The sequence below is a fragment of the Pedobacter sp. genome (assembly GCF_041645105.1).
Classification (GTDB): domain Bacteria; phylum Bacteroidota; class Bacteroidia; order Sphingobacteriales; family Sphingobacteriaceae; genus Pedobacter.
Genome location: NZ_JBAZQQ010000001.1, coordinates 635,841 through 655,538, shown reverse-complemented (window position 1 = coordinate 655,538; position 19,698 = coordinate 635,841). Strand labels below are relative to the sequence as shown.

Annotated in this window: 19 protein-coding genes; 15 read left to right on the top strand and 4 right to left on the bottom strand. The window is 37.7% G+C overall.

Annotation, left to right across the window (positions count from 1 at the left end):
* The first annotated feature begins 4 nt into the window (after window positions 1-4).
* Entirely contained in the window at window positions 5-955 is a 951-nt protein-coding gene (gldN, locus tag WC623_RS02770; RefSeq protein ID WP_372847983.1) for a gliding motility protein GldN, read from the top strand.
* Window positions 956-1,090: 135 nt separating this feature from the next.
* Here gldN and uvrC read toward each other — a convergent pair whose 3' ends face one another.
* The 3 genes from uvrC to WC623_RS02755 are packed head-to-tail and all read right to left on the bottom strand — an operon-like array spanning window position 1,091 to window position 7,907.
* On the bottom strand, window positions 1,091-2,893 hold the full coding sequence (uvrC, locus tag WC623_RS02765) for an excinuclease ABC subunit UvrC (RefSeq protein ID WP_372847982.1): 1,803 nt from the start codon (window positions 2,891-2,893) through the stop codon (window positions 1,091-1,093).
* Between the two features lie 24 nt (window positions 2,894-2,917).
* Window positions 2,918-5,137, bottom strand: a complete 2,220-nt coding sequence (locus tag WC623_RS02760) for a transglycosylase domain-containing protein (protein ID WP_372847981.1) — start codon at window positions 5,135-5,137, stop codon at window positions 2,918-2,920.
* A gap of 1 nt (window position 5,138) precedes the next feature.
* Window positions 5,139-7,907 (bottom strand): tetratricopeptide repeat protein, encoded by a 2,769-nt coding sequence (locus tag WC623_RS02755; RefSeq protein ID WP_372847980.1) that lies wholly within the window; start codon window positions 7,905-7,907, stop codon window positions 5,139-5,141.
* A gap of 105 nt (window positions 7,908-8,012) precedes the next feature.
* On the opposite strand from WC623_RS02755, the gene WC623_RS02750 reads away from it, so the two are divergent.
* The 10 genes from WC623_RS02750 to WC623_RS02705 all read left to right on the top strand — a co-directional run bounded on the left by WC623_RS02750 (window position 8,013) and on the right by WC623_RS02705 (window position 15,243).
* Complete coding sequence (locus WC623_RS02750; protein ID WP_372847979.1) at window positions 8,013-8,234, top strand: AtpZ/AtpI family protein; 222 nt, start codon at window positions 8,013-8,015, stop codon at window positions 8,232-8,234.
* A 47-nt stretch (window positions 8,235-8,281) separates the two neighbouring features.
* The gene (locus WC623_RS02745; protein WP_372847978.1) at window positions 8,282-8,668 is read left to right on the top strand and encodes a hypothetical protein; all 387 of its coding nucleotides are present in this window, start codon (window positions 8,282-8,284) and stop codon (window positions 8,666-8,668) included.
* A 17-nt stretch (window positions 8,669-8,685) separates the two neighbouring features.
* Complete coding sequence (gene atpB / locus WC623_RS02740; RefSeq protein WP_372847977.1) at window positions 8,686-9,816, top strand: F0F1 ATP synthase subunit A; 1,131 nt, start codon at window positions 8,686-8,688, stop codon at window positions 9,814-9,816.
* Window positions 9,817-9,857: 41 nt separating this feature from the next.
* A complete protein-coding gene (atpE, locus tag WC623_RS02735) occupies window positions 9,858-10,067 on the top strand; it encodes an ATP synthase F0 subunit C (protein ID WP_062551197.1) in 210 nt (69 codons plus the stop codon).
* 74 nt (window positions 10,068-10,141) lie between these two features.
* Window positions 10,142-10,636 (top strand): F0F1 ATP synthase subunit B, encoded by a 495-nt coding sequence (locus WC623_RS02730; RefSeq protein ID WP_372847976.1) that lies wholly within the window; start codon window positions 10,142-10,144, stop codon window positions 10,634-10,636.
* A 34-nt stretch (window positions 10,637-10,670) separates the two neighbouring features.
* A complete protein-coding gene (gene atpH / locus WC623_RS02725) occupies window positions 10,671-11,219 on the top strand; it encodes an ATP synthase F1 subunit delta (RefSeq protein ID WP_372847975.1) in 549 nt (182 codons plus the stop codon).
* Between the two features lie 75 nt (window positions 11,220-11,294).
* On the top strand, window positions 11,295-12,869 hold the full coding sequence (atpA, locus tag WC623_RS02720; protein WP_372847974.1) for a F0F1 ATP synthase subunit alpha: 1,575 nt from the start codon (window positions 11,295-11,297) through the stop codon (window positions 12,867-12,869).
* Window positions 12,870-12,896: 27 nt separating this feature from the next.
* Window positions 12,897-13,781 carry an ATP synthase F1 subunit gamma gene (atpG, locus tag WC623_RS02715; RefSeq protein WP_372847973.1) on the top strand — a complete coding sequence of 295 codons (885 nt, stop codon included), beginning with the start codon at window positions 12,897-12,899 and terminating at the stop codon, window positions 13,779-13,781.
* A 146-nt stretch (window positions 13,782-13,927) separates the two neighbouring features.
* A complete protein-coding gene (locus tag WC623_RS02710; protein ID WP_372847972.1) occupies window positions 13,928-14,143 on the top strand; it encodes a hypothetical protein in 216 nt (71 codons plus the stop codon).
* Window positions 14,144-14,388: 245 nt separating this feature from the next.
* On the top strand, window positions 14,389-15,243 hold the full coding sequence (locus tag WC623_RS02705; protein ID WP_372847971.1) for a DUF4349 domain-containing protein: 855 nt from the start codon (window positions 14,389-14,391) through the stop codon (window positions 15,241-15,243).
* Between the two features lie 22 nt (window positions 15,244-15,265).
* Here the strand turns inward: WC623_RS02705 and ruvC are convergent, their stop codons facing one another.
* On the bottom strand, window positions 15,266-15,829 hold the full coding sequence (gene ruvC, locus WC623_RS02700; RefSeq protein WP_372847970.1) for a crossover junction endodeoxyribonuclease RuvC: 564 nt from the start codon (window positions 15,827-15,829) through the stop codon (window positions 15,266-15,268).
* Between the two features lie 19 nt (window positions 15,830-15,848).
* Here ruvC and WC623_RS02695 point away from each other — a divergent pair, with 19 nt between their 5' ends.
* From WC623_RS02695 to WC623_RS02680, 4 genes are read left to right on the top strand one after another with little or no spacing between them, the layout of a single operon-like run.
* On the top strand, window positions 15,849-16,850 hold the full coding sequence (locus WC623_RS02695) for a hypothetical protein (protein WP_372847969.1): 1,002 nt from the start codon (window positions 15,849-15,851) through the stop codon (window positions 16,848-16,850).
* A complete protein-coding gene (locus WC623_RS02690) occupies window positions 16,828-17,964 on the top strand; it encodes a glycosyltransferase (protein ID WP_372847968.1) in 1,137 nt (378 codons plus the stop codon). Before WC623_RS02695 ends, WC623_RS02690 begins: the two co-directional genes overlap by 23 nt.
* Window positions 17,964-19,049: an ABC transporter permease gene (locus WC623_RS02685; RefSeq protein WP_372847967.1), complete on the top strand. Its 1,086-nt coding sequence runs from the start codon at window positions 17,964-17,966 to the stop codon at window positions 19,047-19,049. Before WC623_RS02690 ends, WC623_RS02685 begins: the two co-directional genes overlap by 1 nt.
* Before the next feature lie 27 nt (window positions 19,050-19,076).
* Window positions 19,077-19,688 carry a ribonuclease HII gene (locus WC623_RS02680; RefSeq protein WP_372847966.1) on the top strand — a complete coding sequence of 204 codons (612 nt, stop codon included), beginning with the start codon at window positions 19,077-19,079 and terminating at the stop codon, window positions 19,686-19,688.
* Window positions 19,689-19,698: the final 10 nt, after the last annotated feature.

Below are 19,698 nucleotides of genomic sequence, written 5' to 3'. Positions count from 1 at the left end.
AGAGATGATGAAAAAGGTTTTATATACAGTTTTATTCCTGTTTTTGTGCTCAGTTTCAGTTTCTTTTGCGCAACGCAGAAACCAGGCGGCTAAGCCTGCAGTAAAAACTGCTGTAGAGACTGCTCCTAAAGAAGCAACGCCTGTTCCTGTTGATACAGTTAAAAAAGCCAAGGTGAAGATAAAAACTCCACCAAAAGATGGGTTTTCTGTGAGAATGGATATAGACAGCAATGTGATGGTGCCTTTTGCAGATGTACGTGAAGAGGATGTTTATTATTCGAAAAGGGTTTGGCGTGAGCTTGATTTAAGGGACACTATTAATTCTGTCCTGAAGGCCGAAAATGCCAAATTGATAGATGTCTTGTTGGAAGCTATTTCTAATGAAGAGCTTACAGCTTACTCTCCGAAGGATACTACAGCAGGTAAAATTCTGGAAGATAATGATTCGTTTAAAATAGCCCTGACTGCTAATCAGGCATTACAAAGTGCAAGAGGAGTAGTGGAAGGTGAGGCTGATGCTGTAACAGGTAAAGTTGCCGCTCCAACATTGAGAAGATTGCGCTCTGACGAGTTTTTGAAATATCGCATTAAAGAGGATTGGATCCTTGATGTTAAGCGATCTATATTCGAGCCAAGGATTGTTGGTATTGCTCCAATGAAAATGGTAGAAGGTAACTGGCAACCCGTATTCTGGATTTATTTTGATGATGCTAGAGAACTGTTAAGCAAACAAAGATTAACAAACCCTCTTAATGATGCTTCACAACTTACTTTTGATGACTTCTTTGTAAGACGTTTGTTCTCTAGTTATATTGTTAAGGAAACAAATCCGGCGAATAAAAATATAGTTGATATTTTAGGTCAAACTGATCCTAAAGACACTAGAAAATTATACGAATCGGAAAGGATTAAGAAATCTATTTCTGACTACGAACAGAGTTTGTGGGAGTATTAGTTCTGAACAAGGAGTAAAAGCTGCTCATATAAAATAAGAAAGCCGGAATACAGTTTGACAATTGTATTCCGGCTTTTTGCTTTTGCAACAATTTTTTAGTTCCAGGCCCATCTGTTGTCCAGTCCTGTTTTCCTTTTACCCATGCTCTAGAAAATAATCTTGTAATGCTTTTAGTTGTGCTTTATTCAATACTTTCTGCAATTCAGCTTCTGTTGCTTCTTTAATCTTTTTTACAGATTTGAAATGCTGTAATAACTTATCTGCAGTGGTTTTTCCTATTCCTGGTATCTGTTCAAGTTCTGTTTTGAGTGTTCCTTTATCTCTTTTTTTACGGTGAGCGGTAATTCCAAAACGATGTGCTTCATCACGTAGTTGCTGAATGACTTTTAAGGTTTCAGACTTCTTATCCAGGTAAAGTGGATAAGGATCACCAGGGAAGAAGAGTTCTTCCAGTCTTTTCGCTATACCGATGACCGTTACACGTTTCTCTATGCCTAGTTTCTTTAAGCTGTTCATAGCAGAGGATAACTGGCCCTTGCCGCCATCAATAATGATCAGTTGAGGCAAAGCCTCCTCTTCTTCTAGCATGCGCTTATATCGCCTGTATACAGCTTCTTCCATCGTCGCGAAATCATTCGGGCCCTCAACAGTCTTTACATTGAAAAACCTGTAGTCTTTTTTAGAAGGTTTTGCATCTCTAAATACAACGATAGCTGATACTGGATAAGCTCCCTGGAAGTTAGAGTTGTCAAAACACTCAATGTGTTTTGGTAATTTCGTTAAACTAAGATCTTTCTGCATTTGTGTCAGAATCCGGTCTGTACGCAAATCAGGATTTAACTTTTCATATTGATTGAGCTTCTCCTTTTTAAAGAACAAAACGTTTTTCTGTGAAAGCTCCAGTAATTTCTTCTTTTCACCGAGTTTTGGAACTGTAAATTTTAGATTTTCATCTTCAAGTACAATGTCAAAAGGTACGATGACTTCTTTTGAGGTACTGTTAAATCTGGTGCGGAATTCGGCCATAGCAATAGTTAACAGCTCTTCATCAGTTTCATCCAATCGCTTTTTAATCTCGATAGTCTGTGTTTGAATGATACTGCCATTCATTACTTTCAGGTAATTTACGAAAGCATATCGTTCATCAGAGGCAATGCTTACTACATCAATATTGGTAATGGCACTATTTACGACAGTCGATTTACTTTGGTACTTCTCAAGTACCTGCAATTTGCGCTGATATTGGTGCGCAAGTTCAAAGTTCAGATCTGTTGCAGCAGTTTTAATAACCTGCTTCACATCTCTGATTACATTGCCAATTTTACCGTTCAGGATATCTTTAATCTCTTCGATGTTCGAATCGTAATCCGGAGCCGATTGGTAAGCCTGACAAGGTCCTTTACAATTACCGATCTGATATTCCAGACAGACCTTGAATTTGCCATCATCTATATTTTTAGGTGTAAGTGGCAGGTTACAGGTCCGCAGGGGATAGGTTTCCTTGATCAGGTCGAGAATAGTATGCATCATACCTACCGAAGCGTAAGGGCCAAAATAGGTTGAGCCATCTTTGATCATTTTTCTTGTCCAGTACAACCTTGGGAAAGGCTCTTTTTTGATGATAATCCATGGATAGGTCTTGTCATCTTTGAGCATAATATTATACCGGGGCTGATGTTTCTTGATCAGGCTGTTTTCCAATAGCCAGGCATCAATTTCCGTATCAACAATGGTAAAGGTGATTTTACGGATTTTTGAAACCAGCACCCTGGTTTTACCGTTCATCTGGTTATCCTTATTGAAATAGGAGCCAACTCTGTTCCTTAAATCCTTGGCTTTACCAATATAAATAAGTGAATCTTCCAGATCCCAGTACTGGTAAACACCCGGTTTATGGGGAATATCTGTCAAGGCCTTTTTATAATCGAAAGCACTCATGGTTTTGGAAATAAGTTGGGGTTATTAAAAACCTAGTTTTTCATCAAGCTCGGTCTGCTGTTCCTGTTGCTGATATTGGTTGCAATCGTAGGTAATTGAAACACCATTTTTAGGTGGTTCAAAGTCTTTTTGCGTAATTTTTAGTTTAGGATTTGCGTAAACACGTTTCATAAAACCAGCAAAGATTGGTAATGCTGTTGTAGCACCATCACCACCAGCAGTACTGGTGAAGTGGAATGCGCGGTCTTCGCAGCCTGTCCATACACCGGCTACTATTTGCGGACTTATCGCCATAAACCAACCGTCAGAGTTGTTTTGTGTAGTTCCTGTTTTACCGCCTATTGCAGCTTTAACACCATATCTCCCAGCTAAACGCCATCCTGTACCATTGGTAACTACACCTCTTAGCATACGGGTCATTACATAAGCAACTTCTTCGTTCATTGCTGGTCTTGGAATAGGTTTTTCACTGTATAGAACAACGCCGTTTTTATCTTCTACTCTGACAATATAAGTAGGCTTGGTCCACACACCTTTATTGGCAAAAACACTATAAGCACCAACCATATCATATACTGAAGCGTCGAATGAGCCTAAGGCTATAGATGGGAATGCAGGAACATCAGAGGTAATACCCATTTTCTTTGCCAATGTAGCTACAGCGGTTGGACCAACTTGTTTCATTAAGTAGGCGGCTATATAGTTCTGTGATAATGCTAATGCTTTTTGCAGTGTCAGATAACCAGGAACTGTACCGGAAGACCTTGGTGTCCATGGTTGACTACCAGGAGTTTCTATGGTTACCGGCTCGTTTAATACACTGAAACAAGGAGAATATCCATTTTCAATCGCTACGGCATAGGTGAAAGGTTTGGCTGTTGAACCTACTTGTCTGGTCCCCATTTTTACCTGATCGTATTTAAAATGCTCGTAATTGATACCACCCACCCAGGCTTTAACAAATCCTGTCTGAGGGTCCATTGCCATCATCGCATTACGAAGCAACATTTTATAGTATTTTACTGAGTCTATAGGCTTCATTAAAGTGTCAATGTTGCCCCTCCAGGTAAAGATACTTAGTTTTGTAGGTGTATTAAAATCTTGCTTAATCTCAGCTTCAGATTTACCTTCCATTTGAAGTGCTTTATAACGATCTGATCTTTTTATACCCTGCTCAATTTGCATCTCCTTGCCTTTAAAAGCATTTCTGCCTTTCCAGCTTTTCTCGAATGTGGCCTGCAAAGTTTTCATGTATTCTTTCTGAGCTTCTTCAGCATAAACCTGCATGTCGTAATTTATGGTCGTATAGATTTTTAAACCATCTCGGTCCAGATCATATGGGACACCATTATTCAGGATAGAACGTTCCTGGAAAATCTTTTTGATATCATTTTTTAGGACTGCCCTGAAATACGGTGCAATGCCGTCACTTACTGTAGCTGCATTAAAGCGAAGGCCAAGTGGTTTTTCTTTTTGCTTTTCAAGTTCCTCCGGACTAAGCATATCAGCTTTAGCCATTAGCCCCATGATTGTATTTCTACGTGCTAAAGCACGATCAGGATTACGGGTAGGAGAATATCTGCTGATGCCTTTCAGGATACCAATTAAGGTGGCCGATTGCGAAACCGTCAGTTTATCAGGGGTGGTATTAAAATATACTCTTGCTGCCGATTTAATACCATAAGCCTGGTTACCGAAATCTACAGTGTTCAGGTACATCACTAGAATTTCTTCCTTAGTATAGTTCCGTTCCAGTTTTACGGCAATTACCCACTCCTGAAATTTCTGTAGAATACGTTTTAGGATATTTTTCTGTCTTCCTTCTTCCGAAAAGAGGTTAAGTGCCAATTGCTGTGTGATGGTACTACCCCCTTGTTTTTTTCCTATAATGGCATATAAAAAGATGGTGAAAGTACGTTTAAAGTCGATACCTGAGTGTTCCTTAAAACGAATATCTTCAGTAGCAATCAGTGCATTGATCACATTAGGAGAAATCTCCTGGTAACTAATGTCAGATCTGTTTTGTACAAAATAAGTGCCCAGTACCCTGTTATCCTCACCCAGTACTTCCGATGCCTGATTACTTTTTGGATGTTCTATATCTCTGAAAGAAGGGAGTTCTCCAAATAGACCAAATCCTATGGCTACTATAAACAATGCAAAGAATACAATTCCTGCTGCCAATAATTTCCATATTCTAAAGTTGTACTTTCTGATATCTTCTTTCGAAAGTTGATTCTTCATCTTAATAATTGTTTTTATAGAATTCCAGGTATTTGTTTAACAAATCTTTACTGGTTAATTTATCAAAGTTTTCTTTACTGATGATGAAGCCTTTGTAAATGTTGGCGGGCACTTTCATGATCCTGCCCAACAATGGCGTGATACCTTCAGCATAGGCTTTTGCGTCGTCAAAATTACTAAAGTTCCCTACATATATTAGCTGATCATTGTCAAATTCTTTTAATTGGTGCTTTAAACCGGCTTCAGAATAATTTCCCCTGTTAAATTGACCGATACCAAAGCGGGAAGAACTGAGGGTTAAAGAGGCATCCGCAACATCAATTACATAATAGTAAGTAGTTGAAGCTGTAGTGCTGAAAATACTAGGCTCTTTAACTGGAATAACTGCCTCAGCGGTTTTCTCTACAATTGGTGCTACAGGTACCACAGCTGCAATAACCTCTTCTTTTTTGGCTGGCGGTGTGTTAACTGCTGGTGGCGAAATTTTTACAGGGGCTGTAATAGGTTGTTTTGCCTGAAATAGAGGCTCATTTGGATCAGAACCAGGTAAAGCTATACGGCGACTTTTAAATTCGGCTATGTGTTCATTGATATAAGCAATATGTTCCTTTACCAATGGAGTAATGATTCTATCGTCCTGATAGGACGTTGTAATTCCTTCAAAAGCTGTTAGCAGGGAGTCGACATTGCTGGTGCGGCCAATAGCTATTGCTTTTAAATAGGCAAATTGTGGTGATAAATAATTATTCTTATTTGGTTGCAATACTTCGATAACCTTTTGAATTACAGCGGGGAAATCGCGATTTTGGTAGTGCTCAAAAGTCTCGTTGTATTGTTTATTAACTGCAGTTTCTAGTTCTGTTTGTTTCAGAGAGAACGAAGGGTCTAGAATAGTTTTAGCATATATTGAATTTGGATATTCTTTTAAAACTTTATTCTTGTAGGTATTTGAGCGGGTTACATCTTTATTTTTAGCAATTAGAAAAAGACTGTAATAGCTTGCTGCCAAATGGTTGTTATTAGGAAAACGCTTTAATAAAACCTGATATACTTCTTCGGCTTCCTCAGGATCGTTTAGTTCCTGAAGATAGAAGCTTGCAATATCATAATAGGCATCTATAATTTTTTGATTCGATTTGATAATAAGCTCTGGAGTAGTTGGTACTGCATCTGTATATTCGTTAATCAGCGCTGTTTTATCTGGCCCAGTTTGTGTGGCTTGATTATCCTGAGCTATTGCCCCGTCGTTCATATTCTTGGCGATATCTTGAGAGGTAGCTTGTGCCGATGAACGGATGCTTTGGCGCCAGTTGTCGTCCAGTTTGCGATTACCCCATTTCCTTTTGAAATCGGAATAGCCTGAGCTTACTGCAGCAGAATTACTGAAATAAAAGGTGCTATTGCTTTGAGATTTGTTTCTAATCGCTGTTTCATTGCCAAACGGATTGTTTACAGTATTACTTTGTACGGTAGTAACAGCTGCAACAACAGGATTAAAAATGGCTTCAATTTTAGCCTTACGGTCGCTTTCTGGTAAGCTGGCAATGACTTGTAATGTATCTTCTTTTGAAATGATCTGGTAGCGCTGGGTCAGGTATTCGAGGTTCTGATTCTTTTTAAGAATGATATCGTAACCAGGATAGTTTTTTGGTAATGTATTAACCGCACTATCATAATACAATTTAGCATTTAGGTAGTTATGTATGTGCTTAAAGTTCAAATCAGCCATCTTTAGATAAGACAGGCCTTTCTGGTATTGGTTTTTCTCACTTTTCTGAATAGAGAGATGATAGTATTTCTTTGCCTTTTCGAAATCACCATCAGCCGTCAGGCTTTCGGCAATCTGATAATACACCTGATCGTTATAATCAGTGTTCTTATCATCCTTTAAAAGTCTGAGTAATTCATCTTGTCTGTTTAATCTTTTGCCACCTGATAGTGCATTTATTTTAATGCGGTTTAAGTTGGCATTGAAATACATTTCAAATGGAGCATTGCTTTTCTCTACCTTACGATAATATAATAAAGCATTTTCAAAGTTTTTTTGCTGTTCCGAAAGCTGCGCTAAGATGTATGTCCACCTAATCTTATTCGGATTGTTATTACTTGCTTTTATGGCATCTTTGAGAAAGGAAATCGCTTCAGTATATTTATGTTGATATATAGCCATCTGGGCCAATGTAGCCAATGGTTCGGCAGTATTATTTTTAAGTCCTGCAATGGTATAAGCCAGGGTGTCTAGCAGGGAACCAGCTTCACTTAATCTTCTAACCTGCATCAAACTTCGGGCTTTCCAATTTAAGGCTTCGATATAGCTTTTTGTATTTTGACGGTAGTTTTTAGTGGTGTAACTAAAGTATTCTGCAGCGTTAAAATAATTGCCTTTATAAAATTGCGCTTTGCCTAGTAGGATATAAGCCTCGTCAAGATAATTGCTATAGGCTTTTTCCAGAATGATAACTTTTGCTTTTTTGATTACATCATCAATTCCTTTACCTCCAGCAGCATCTTTAACAATAAAGCTACTATCTATTTCGGGCCCCAGATAAACCGGAAGGATCTGGTCGTAATTCTCCCTGTGGTTTTCTGCAAGTTCCTGCTGATGATTGGTAATGATAACATTAGAATTATAAATGTAGTTATATCGTGCAGTTAAATTCTGAATACTTCTGCTGCTTGCATTGTCTTTTTGGGTGCCACATGAGTAGATGATGCAGGCACTTAAAGTAAATAGTATTACCTTTAAATTGCGGATAGCGTAATTTTTCAATTATAGGGAGATTTAAAGCTTATTAATATTAACATTATATGCAAAAGTATTTTATTCGGCAATAACTTCTTAACAAAACCTGTTTTATTTATAAATAGCGGATTTATGACAGATCTTAAAGAGCCCAAAAAAGGCTTAAATAATTTTGCGAAATACACTTCTATTAGCTTTCAGATGTTGATTACGATTGGACTTTTTGCTTTTGCAGGATATAAAATTGATGCTTATAGAAATAGTAAGACGCCTATTTTTACTGCAATACTAAGCTTGCTGGGGGTGGTTTTATCTTTGTATCAGGTGGTAAGACAACTAAATAAAAATGAATGATTATTTAAACCCACAGTAAATATATACTTTTGTGAAAATTTACTGATTTGAGTTTAGCACGATTTACATTTTCTTATTTGCTGTATACGGCCGTTCTTGGTGGCATAGCTTATATACTAACCATTATTTTTCCTGGTGTTACTATTCTTACCGGCAAGTTCTGGATTGTATTTGGGTTTTTGGCGGGTATTACATTTATTGCTTATGTAGTAGCAGACCTTGGCATAAAAAGGAATCCTGAAGTAGGTATAATGGCTATTATGGGGTCAATTGCATTGAAGATGATTTTCTCTATGGCTTTTGTACTGATTTACAGTCTAAACACTAAAGAAAAGGGTATGGTTTTCGTGCTGAATTTTTTTTCTTTATATTTATTGTTCAGCTTCTTTGAAATATACTCTTTGTTACGTAACTTGCGCCACCAAAATAAATAGTAAAAATCTGCGACTAAATGGATTGTAGCCACGTTTTTGAAGTTAAAGTTAATAGGTTAATTGTTGTTTTTGCGCTTTTTTTAGCGTTTTTTACCGTTCCATCTGCAGCTTTTGCTCAGGTTGATAGTTTACAAACAACAGAAAGTGCTCATGCCGAGACTAAGGCTGAGAAGAAGTTTGATATCGGCAAGTTTGCATTGCACCACATTGCCGATTCTCATAGTTGGCATGTTATAGGTGATGTGTATATCAGTCTTCCTGTAATATTGTACACAAAAGATGGTCTGGTGAACTTTAGTTCAGGAGATTTTAATCACGATGATGAAGCTACAGTCGTAGTGGAGCGTAAAGGACAACGTTTTGTTAAATTGCATGAGAAAATCTATTATGCATCTGATGTTGCGAATGCACATGGACAGTATGTGGATTTAGATGAGAAACATCATGCTTTGAATGCACGTCCTTTGGACTTGTCGATCACAAAGAACGTTTGTACTTTGCTTTTATCGGTTGTTATTTTGTTGGTTGTCTTCTTAAATGTTGCTTCTGGTTACAGAAAACGTAAGGGTAAATCTCCAAAAGGATTACAGTCGTGGTTAGAGCCAGTGATTCTATTTGTTCGTGATGATATCGCTAAACCGAATCTTGGTCATAAATATGAACGTTTCATGCCATATTTGTTAACTGTGTTTTTCTTTATCTGGTTTAACAATATGTTAGGTCTGGTTCCATTTTTACCTGGAGGTGCAAACTTAACTGGTAACATTGCGGTAACTATGATTCTTGCTTTGGCAACATTCCTGATTACTGTATTTAACGGTAATAAGTATTACTGGAAACACATTTTTATGCCAGATGTACCATGGTGGATGTATGTAGTTATGGTTCCGGTTGAATTGTTCGGTATTTTTACCAAGCCTATCGCCCTAATGATTCGTTTGTTTGCTAACATTACCGCAGGACACATTTTGGTGTTATCATTGATCTGCCTTGTGTTTGTATTTAATAGCATATATATTGCTCCTGTTTCTATCGCATTTGCGGTATTCATTGGCGCGATCGAACTACTGGTTGCATTTATCCAGGCGTTTATATTTACAATTTTGTCAGCTCTGTTTATCGGAATGGCAATTGAAGAACACCATTAATAAGAATTATTTTTTAACAACAATTAATATATAAAATCATGATTACAGGAAGTATTGCTGCAATTGGTGCAGGATTAGCTGCGATTGGCGCTGGTCTAGGTATCGGACGCATTGGTGGTTCAGCTATGGACGGGATTGCTCGTCAGCCAGAAGCTGCATCAAAAATCCAAACTGCAATGTTAATCGCTGCTGCCTTCGTTGAGGCTGTTGCGCTTTTCGCAGTGGTAGTTGCCCTAATGGGTAATGGCTAGAATTGAATTTGTATCGGGTTTAATACCCGGTACATTTTTTTGTTAAAAAAGAAAAAAATATAATATATACTTAAATGGACTTATTACTACCTGAATTCGGCTTAGTTATTTATCAATCAATTGCATTCTTATTGCTAATGTTCTTATTGGCGAAATTTGCATGGAAACCTGTATTGGCTTCAATTAAAGAGCGTGAACAGAGCATTGATGAGGCTTTAAACAAAGCTGAATTAGCGAAACAAGAAATGGCTCGTTTAACTGCTCAAAATGAGGAGTTGATGAAAGAAGCACGTGCTGAGCGTGATTTGATTTTGAAAGAAGCAAAGACACTTAAAGATAATATCGTTAATGAAGCTAAAACTCAGGCTCATAATGAAGGTGCTAAGCTGATTGAAAAAGCTAAGATTGAAATCGAAAATCAAAAGAAAGCGGCATTAGCTGAATTGAAAAATCAGGTTTCAACTTTATCTCTTGATATTGCTGAACGTGTATTGCGTAACCAGCTTCAGGATAAAGCTAAACAGGAAGACTTAGTGGCTAACCTTTTAAAAGATGTTGAATTAAACTAATTGATAGTTTATTTAACGAGATATAACGGAAAAAATGTCAGAAAATAAAGCAGCATCGAGATACGCCAAATCACTAATTGATCTTTCAACAGAGCGTAATGCTTTGGAAGAAATTAAAGGTGATATGGTACTTTTAGCGCAGGTGATTGATAAGAATCCTGAACTTGAGGCTATCCTTAAAAACCCCATTGTTCCTCTGAATAAAAAAGCAGGAATACTGGAAAATGTATTTGGACCTAAGGTAAACGAAGTTACCAATGCTTTCTTTAAGCTAATGGTAAACAAAGGCCGCTCTGCAATCCTATTTGATACAGCAAAATCTTTTGTTGCTCAATACAATTCAATTAAAGGTATTGTATTAGCTGAAGTTACTTCGGCTACTGAGCTTACTGCAGAAAATAGAGCTGAGATTGAAGCAATAGTGAAAAGAGAGATTGGAGCTAATCAAGTTGTGATTAAAGAAAAAGTTAGCGACAAATTAATTGGAGGCTTTATACTTAAAGTTGGTGATAAGCAGTTTGATGCAAGTATTGCCAGCGGTTTAAGCAAACTAAAAAAGGAATTTGCTCAAGGTATAGTTTAGGCGAAAGCATAAACAGCTATAAAGCGAAATAACAGATAATAATTACTGAATTTACAAAAGAAATAATATAAAATTATGGTAGAGGTAAGACCAGACGAAGTATCGGCAATTATCAGGCAACAATTGGCGGGCTTCAAATCAGAAGCAGAACTTGAAGAAGTTGGTACCGTATTGCAGGTGGGCGATGGTATTGCCCGTGTTTATGGTTTAACTAAAGTTCAATCAGGAGAGTTAGTTGAATTTGAAACAGGCTTGCAAGGAATTGTTTTAAACCTTGAAGAAGATAATGTTGGTGTGGTATTGTTAGGCCCATCAGACAAAATCAAAGAAGGTGATACGATTAAACGTACTAAGAAAATCGCCTCTATCAAAGTTGGTGAAGGTATGTTAGGCCGTGTTGTAAATACAATGGGTGAGCCAATTGATGGTAAAGGACCAATCATTGGTGAAACTTATGAAATGCCAATTGAGCGTAAAGCTCCTGGTGTTATCTATCGTCAGCCAGTTACTGAGCCATTACAAACGGGTATAAAAGCGATCGATGGAATGATTCCAATCGGCCGTGGTCAGCGTGAGTTGGTTATTGGTGACCGTCAGATTGGTAAAACTGCGGTTTGTATCGATACCATTATCAACCAAAAAGAATTTTATGAAGCAGGTATCCCTGTATTCTGTATATATGTAGCTTGTGGTCAGAAAGCAAGTACAGTAGCTAACATCGTTCGTACTTTAGAGGAAAATGGTGCAATGCCTTATACTGTAGTTGTTGCAGCTTCTGCAGCTGAGCCAGCTCCGCTTCAGTTTTATGCTCCATTCTCTGGTGCTGCTATCGGTGAGTTCTTCCGTGATACTGGAAGACCAGCATTGATCGTTTATGATGATTTATCTAAACAAGCTGTAGCGTACCGTGAGGTTTCTCTGTTACTTCGTCGTCCACCGGGTCGTGAGGCTTATCCGGGTGACGTGTTTTACCTACACAGTCGTTTATTAGAGCGTGCTGCTAAGATCAACTCAAACGATGAGATTGCTCGTGATATGAACGATCTTCCAGAGTCTATTAAAGGTATCGTTAAAGGTGGTGGTTCATTAACTGCTCTTCCAATTATCGAAACTCAGGCTGGTGACGTATCTGCATATATTCCTACTAACGTAATTTCGATTACTGATGGTCAGATCTTCTTAGAGTCGAATTTGTTTAATGCAGGTATCCGTCCGGCTATTAACGTAGGTATTTCGGTATCACGTGTTGGTGGTAATGCACAGATCAAATCAATGAAGAAAGTTGCTGGTACTCTGAAGTTAGATCAGGCTCAATATCGTGAGTTAGAGGCATTCTCTAAATTCGGTTCTGACCTTGACGCAGCTACAAAATCAGTACTAGATAAAGGTGCCCGTAACGTGGAGATCCTTAAACAAGGACAATTCTCTCCAATGACTGTTGAGAAACAGGTTGCGATCATTTATATTGGTACTAAAAACTTAATGCGTTCTGTTCCTGTAGATAAGGTTAGACAGTTCGAAGCAGAATATTTACAACAACTGGAATTACGTCATCCAGAAACTTTAGCAGCATTAAAAGCTGGTAAGTTAGATGATACCATTACAGGTGTATTGGAAACTGTAGCAAAAGAGCTTTCAAGTAAATACTAATTACCCCATACTGAACATTAACAAAGAATGGCTAATTTAAAAGAAGTAAGAATTCGTATAGCATCTGTGCAGTCAACACAGCAGATTACCAAAGCCATGAAAATGGTTTCGGCTGCTAAATTGAAGCGTGCTACAAATGCTATTATACAATTACGTCCCTATGCTACTAAGCTGAAAGAGATCCTGGGAAATCTTTCAGGTAGCTTAGAAGGATCATCCTCACCTTTTATCCAGGAACGTGAACCTAATAAGGTTTTGATTGTAGTAGTTTCTTCTAACCGCGGTTTAGCCGGTGCGTTCAATATGAACGTGATTAAGACTACAAACAATTTAATTGCCGAGAAGTATAGCGAGCAATACAAAAATGGTAATGTAAGCATTGTAGCAATCGGTAAGAAGTCTCAGGATTTTTATGAGAAACGTAATTACAATGTTATTGGTAATAACAACGATGTTTATTCGGCCCTTACTTTTGAAAATGTAACTAAGATTACTGATGCAATTATGGCTGGCTTTGAAAAGGGCGAGTTTGATAAAGTAGAATTGGTTTATAACAGATTTAAGAATGCTGCTGTTCAGATTTTAACTACTGAACAATTGCTACCTCTGCCAAAAGCGGAGCCTGAGGAAGCAGCGGTCAAAGCTTCTAACATCGATTATATCCTTGAGCCTTCTCAAGAAGAGATCGTTGAGCAGTTGATCCCTAAATCGATTAAAATTCAATTGTATAAAGCGGTATTGGATTCTCATGCATCTGAACACGGTGCACGTATGACTTCAATGGATAAAGCAACTGAAAATGCTGGTGATTTATTAAAAGCATTAAAGCTTTCTTACAACCAGGCTCGTCAGGCGGCAATTACCACAGAACTTACAGAGATTGTAAGTGGTGCTGCAGCATTGAACGGCTAATTGGCTTAATAAAGATAATAAGCGAGGGTATTCATAATTATGGGTACCCTCGCTTTATTTTATCTCTGACTGATAATTTAAATAATTGAATGTAATGTTGATTTATAGGTAATTAATCCTATTTTTGTGGCATAAATAGAAATCGTATGGAACAGAACATAAAACACAATACGGAAAGCATGAAAAGAGCTAACGATCCTTCAATTTATAAATTGATGGTCGTAGGAATTCTAATCGGTATTTTAGGCGTTTATTTACGCTTTGCTGCTGATTCAATGACGCTGTCAATTGTATCATGGGTAATTTTATTAATTGGATCTGTAATCGCTTGTAAAGGCGTATTTAAAATATTAGACGCTTAATATCTCGTCTTTCTGAAAAAAAATGTCCCTGTTGGTTTTGTCCAATAGGGATATTTTTTTTTGTAATATTTATGTGATTTCTTTTTCAATAGGTTACTTTTCTTGCGATCTGGTATTAACTGTAAAACGTATAATCTTAAGCGAGAAACCTGATATGACCAAATTAATTATAAAGTACCCGGGGGCAATAATTAGTTCAATCATCAAAGGCTCTAGCTGATCACTTAAAAACAAAACCTAGATAGATGAAAAAATATTTTATTTATTGCGTATTCGCAATAACAGCTTTCGGCTGCAGTAATATGGAGAAGGAGTCTTCAGCTGACGCCATAGAGAAAATTGAAAACGGTGAGGCTGTAATGGAGGCTAAGATCATTAAGACCGCTGACATGAAGTTTAGGGTTAAGGATGTTCAGGATACGAAGGAAAAGCTTTCTGCTGTGTTAAAGGCGGGAGGTGGCACTATAGCCGAAGTGTCTATCAGCAGTACTATACAGAATACAGAAAAGGTGAAATATAAAACAGATTCCTTACTGGAGCTTACAGCTTACCGTACTGAGGGAATGATTCTTGCTAAAGTGCCATCAGAGAAACTGGATGATTTCACCAATAAGGTAGCAAGAATGGCTGTGTTTGTTGACCATCAGTCAATGAAGTTTGATGACCAGAGCTTGGACTACCTGGTCAATGAATTAAAAAGTATTAACAGAGCAGAAGCAACAGCTTCAATGGAAAAAGCAAAAAAGGAACCTGCTACGGTTCAAAAGAATGTGAAACAACAACTTGCTATGAAAGATGAATATGTTGATAAGAAGGTGAGGAATATGTCTATCAATAGCAGAGTTCAATACAGCGATGTTACACTTAGTTTTTATCAGGACCATACAGTGAAACAAATTGTAGTTGGAAATGATAATCTGTCGGACTATCATCCTCCATTCTTTCAACGATTGGTTATTAACCTTCAAAATGGATGGTTCATTTTTAAAGAATTCATTTTAATCTTGTTCAATATGTGGTCTATACTTTTGCTGATTGCAGGAGCATATTTTGGATATCGTTATTATAAAAGACAACAGAAGAAAAAACTGTTGGCATAAATTCAGAATAAAGTAAAACGGATTATCTCAATCTCTTTTTGTTATCGCTCACAAAAGATTCCCAACCGGAGTAAGTTTTTCCTTTACCTCCTGTTGGGATTTTCTGAAAAGAATGACAAACGGCTACTGCAAGTCCATCGGTCGCATCTAAAAACTCAGGAGTTTCCTTGAAATTTAACAGGCGCTGCAACATTGCTGCAACCTGCTCTTTTCCGGCACTACCGTTGCCTGTAATGGATTGCTTGATCTTTCGCGGAGCATATTCATTGACAGGGATATTTCTTGATAAGGCAGCTGCCATTGCAACGCCTTGTGCACGTCCCAATTTTAGCATCACCTGAATGTTCTTCCCATAAAAGGGAGCCTCCAGAGCCATGGTATCTGGCTTATACTCATCAATTAATTTTACCGTCTTTTCGAAGATGCGCTGTAGCTTTAAAAAATGATCGTCCAGATGATCCATTCTTACAATGCCCAGGGTGATCAATTCAATTTTATTCCCTTTCTCCAGTACAATCCCGTAACCCATAATTGAGGTTCCCGGATCTATACCCATGATCACTCTTTCCTTTTTTTCAGCCAACATAAAACAATATTAAGCATATTTGCACAGAGTAAAAGTAAAAAGTTTGACATCCAGGTATAAAAAAATACTATCATACATTCTTAAAGCCACAATTGTAATCTTTGCATTTTGGTTTGTTTATAAGAAGCTATCCTCCAATGAGAATTTAAAGGAATTCCAGAATCTATTGGAGCAAATTCCTAAGCAGGAGATTGTTTTGGTGATGGGGTTGGTTTTTCTGTTGATGCTTTTTAATTGGGGACTTGAAGCTGTAAAGTGGAAAAGACTTATTGCCAGGGTAGAAAGCATTACTTTATGGAGGTCTATAGAGTCTGTTTTTTGTGGATTAACATGGGCAGTATTTACACCTAACCGATTGGGAGAGTATGGTGGCCGTGTGTTTTTTCTATCTCCAAAGCGACGGATTATTGGTGTGGTAGCTATGGCAGTAGGAAATATAGGGCAAATGGTGCTGACGAATGTTTTTGGAGCAATAGCCCTGAGTATATTTATTTACCGTTTTGTTCCTCTTGATTACAGGTTGTATTATGCTCTGCTTGTGTTGTCGGCAATGTTTTGTGTCTTTTTTATTGTGTTTTATTTTAACATTAAATGGTTAAACGGGATTTTATTATCTATACGTTTTACCCGAAAATATAAGAAGTTCTATAGTATTCTTGCTCGGTATAGTAAGCGTGAATTACTTCAAATTCTATTGTTTTGTCTGGCACGGTATATTGTTTTCAGCTCACAGTATTTTATTTTATTCTTTTGGCTGATCCCTGAAATTAATCATCTGGATATTCTAATGATGGTTAGCATCTTGTTTTTTGTGCAGTCGACACTACCCTCTCTTGATCTTTTTGATATAGGTGTGAGGAGCGTAACAGCTGCTTATTTTTTTAGTTTTGTAACCAGTCACGAGGTAGCAGTTATTGCATGTACTGCAAGTATATGGCTCATAAATATTATAATTCCTGCTATATTAGGATCCTACTTTGTGTTTAAACTTAATTTTTTTGGAAGTATTCAGCGTAATTAGTTATATCTCTTTAATCTTAACAGTTTTATACCTGTTTGTTGTGCTTGCTTTTATACGAGGTTGGCATAAACTGGTCTATTATGTGCCTAAAAACAAGGTATTGACGACAAAAGTTTCTGTACTTATTGCAGCGCGTAATGAGGCCGAAAATATTGCTAAGACTATAGAAGATCTGATTGCTCAACGTTATGATAAGGAACTGACAGAGCTTGTTTTTATCGATGATCACTCTACAGATGATACGGCTGAAATTATCCGTTCTTATGCATCTTCTGGTGTAAAACTGATTCAGCTAAATGAAGATCAGCCATTAAATTCGTACAAGAAAAAAGCGATTCAAACCGCCATCGCAGCAGCTTCAGGAACTTTAATTGTAACTACAGATGCTGATTGTCGTATTGGGCCAGAATGGTTAAGTACTATTGTGAGTTTTTATGAGGATCATAATTATAAAATGATTTCATCTCCTGTCACTTATTTTGAGGAAAATAGTTTTTTTGAGCGGGCACAAACATTAGAGTTTTTATACTTAATAGGGTTAGGAGCATCTACAATAGGAAATAAGAAGCCTTCCACCTGTAATGGTGCAAACCTGGCTTATGAGCGGGATGCCTTTTATGAAGTAGGGGGATTTAAAGGTATAGATGACCTGGCTTCGGGTGATGATGAATTGTTATTGCATAAAATGGCCGCTAGATTTGAAAATGGTATCGGCTTTTTGAAGAATGAAGCTGCCGTAGTGTACACACACCCTAAAGCTACGTTAAAAGAATTTATACAGCAACGTAAACGTTGGGCATCAAAAAGTACGAGATATAAAAATAGATCTATTATCGTACTGGGTGTATGTATATGGTTGTTTAACCTCAGTATACTGGTAAATTTGGGCGTGGGTGTATTTAGTGGCTTTTATTTTAAGTTGGCTCTGGTTCAGCTATTAGCTAAAATGTTGGTTGAATTTATTTTTCTGTATGATGTAACTTCATTTGCTAAAAGAAAGAACCTGTTGGTGATGTTGCCTATTTTGAATCTGATGCATATCTTGTATATCGTATACATTGGTATTGCTGGGAATAGTGGGAAGTATAATTGGAAAGATAGAATGGTAAAATAATGGAAGTTAACACCCCTTCGGCAAAAGTATGGAAGCAGTTTAAACGGAACAAAATGGCTTTCGGGGGCTTGTTATTTATTGCATTATTATTCTTTATGGGGATTTTGGGCTACCTGATCATTCCCGATAAAACGCCAATGGCCAATACCATGTATCTGCAATTGAGCAATAAGAAACCAGGCAGGACTTTCAACTTCTTAGTAATCAGTAGAAAAAATATTAAAGAGGTAGGTTTCTTCAAGCGTATGTTGTACGGGCAGGAAGCTAATTTTAAGTGTATTCCCATCACTTCATATCGGATTGCAAATGGTAAAGTTTATGCAAGGGAATACATTGGTGATGATGAGCAGGTGGAAGAATCTGAATTTCCGTTGCTTTCGGGTAAGCAGCAGTATCAGAAAACTTTTTGGCTAGGCACAGATACCTATGGGCGCGATTTGTTAAGTCGCCTGGTATTGGGAATCAGGGTGTCGCTTTCTGTAGGACTTATGGCGGTATTGATTTCTCTTTTTATTGGAGTCAGCCTGGGGGCAATGGCAGGTTATTTTGGAGGAAAAACGGATGGTGCAATCAGCTGGTTTATGAATGTGATCTGGTCTTTGCCCTCTTTATTATTGGTTATTGCCATATCCTTTGCTTTAGGTAAGGGGTTCTGGCAGATTTTTATTGCTGTTGGATTATCTACCTGGGTGGATGTGTCAAGGCTAGTCCGTGGGCAGGTAATGAGCCTTAAAGAGGTAGAATTTGTTGAGGCTGCCAGGGCATTGGGTTTTTCTACCCCAAGAATTATTATCAGACATATTTTACCGAACATGGCAGGACCAATACTTGTAGTTGCTTCAGCGAACTTTGCAGCTGCGATTTTGCTGGAAACGGGGCTTAGTTTCCTTGGTTTTGGGGCACAGCCTCCTATGCCTAGTTGGGGAACAATGATCAAGGAACATTATGCTTATATCATTATGGGGGATGCATATCTGGCGCTATTACCCGGATTAGCTATTATGTTAACTGTGTATGCTTTTAACTTAGTGGCAATTGGTCTGCGAGATGCATTTGATGTGAAGTCTCAGAATATATCGGTTTAGTTTACGAATTTATTAACTTTGGTCACTATGTTATTAAACTGTTATCAGCAAGAATTTATAGAAGCGGGATGTGATGAAGCAGGCAGAGGCTGTTTGGCCGGACCTGTGTTTGCAGCTGCTGTAATTTTACCAGCAGATTTTATTGCCGGGGAGCTGAACGATTCCAAAAAACTTAGTCATAAACAACGTAAGGACCTTAGGTTAATTATAGAAAGAGAAGCAGTTGCATGGGCTGTAGCTGAAGTAGATAACATAGAAATCGACCAGATCAATATTCTTAATGCTTCTTTTTTGGCTATGCACAGAGCTATAGAAAAGCTGAAGGTGCAGCCTCAATATCTTAGTATCGACGGGAACAGGTTTAAGAAATATCCTGATATTCCTCATACTTGCGTAGTTAAAGGGGATGGCAAATATTTAAATATTGCTGCCGCATCTATTCTGGCTAAAACCCATAGGGATGAATTTATGGAACGAATTTCTGATGAATATCCTTATTATCAATGGCATCAGAATAAGGGATACCCCACAACAGTGCACAGAACCGCCGCATTGACACATGGTTTATCGCCATATCATCGTAAAACTTTCACAGTTAGTGCACCTCAACTTGCCTTATTTTCTGAAATAGAAGGATAATTCGTATTTT

Bases quoted from the DNA above. Each gene is read 5' to 3' on its own strand.
- gldN (WP_372847983.1), top strand. From the start codon at position 5: ATGATGAAAAAGGTTTTATATACAGTTTTATTCCTGTTTTTGTGCTCA.
- uvrC (WP_372847982.1), bottom strand. From the start codon at position 2,893: ATGAGTGCTTTCGATTATAAAAAGGCCTTGACAGATATTCCCCATAAA.
- WC623_RS02760 (WP_372847981.1), bottom strand. From the start codon at position 5,137: ATGAAGAATCAACTTTCGAAAGAAGATATCAGAAAGTACAACTTTAGA.
- WC623_RS02750 (WP_372847979.1), top strand. From the start codon at position 8,013: ATGACAGATCTTAAAGAGCCCAAAAAAGGCTTAAATAATTTTGCGAAA.
- atpB (WP_372847977.1), top strand. From the start codon at position 8,686: ATGGATTGTAGCCACGTTTTTGAAGTTAAAGTTAATAGGTTAATTGTT.
- WC623_RS02730 (WP_372847976.1), top strand. From the start codon at position 10,142: ATGGACTTATTACTACCTGAATTCGGCTTAGTTATTTATCAATCAATT.
- atpH (WP_372847975.1), top strand. From the start codon at position 10,671: ATGTCAGAAAATAAAGCAGCATCGAGATACGCCAAATCACTAATTGAT.
- atpA (WP_372847974.1), top strand. From the start codon at position 11,295: ATGGTAGAGGTAAGACCAGACGAAGTATCGGCAATTATCAGGCAACAA.
- atpG (WP_372847973.1), top strand. From the start codon at position 12,897: ATGGCTAATTTAAAAGAAGTAAGAATTCGTATAGCATCTGTGCAGTCA.
- WC623_RS02710 (WP_372847972.1), top strand. From the start codon at position 13,928: ATGGAACAGAACATAAAACACAATACGGAAAGCATGAAAAGAGCTAAC.
- WC623_RS02705 (WP_372847971.1), top strand. From the start codon at position 14,389: ATGAAAAAATATTTTATTTATTGCGTATTCGCAATAACAGCTTTCGGC.
- ruvC (WP_372847970.1), bottom strand. From the start codon at position 15,829: ATGTTGGCTGAAAAAAAGGAAAGAGTGATCATGGGTATAGATCCGGGA.
- WC623_RS02685 (WP_372847967.1), top strand. From the start codon at position 17,964: ATGGAAGTTAACACCCCTTCGGCAAAAGTATGGAAGCAGTTTAAACGG.
- WC623_RS02680 (WP_372847966.1), top strand. From the start codon at position 19,077: ATGTTATTAAACTGTTATCAGCAAGAATTTATAGAAGCGGGATGTGAT.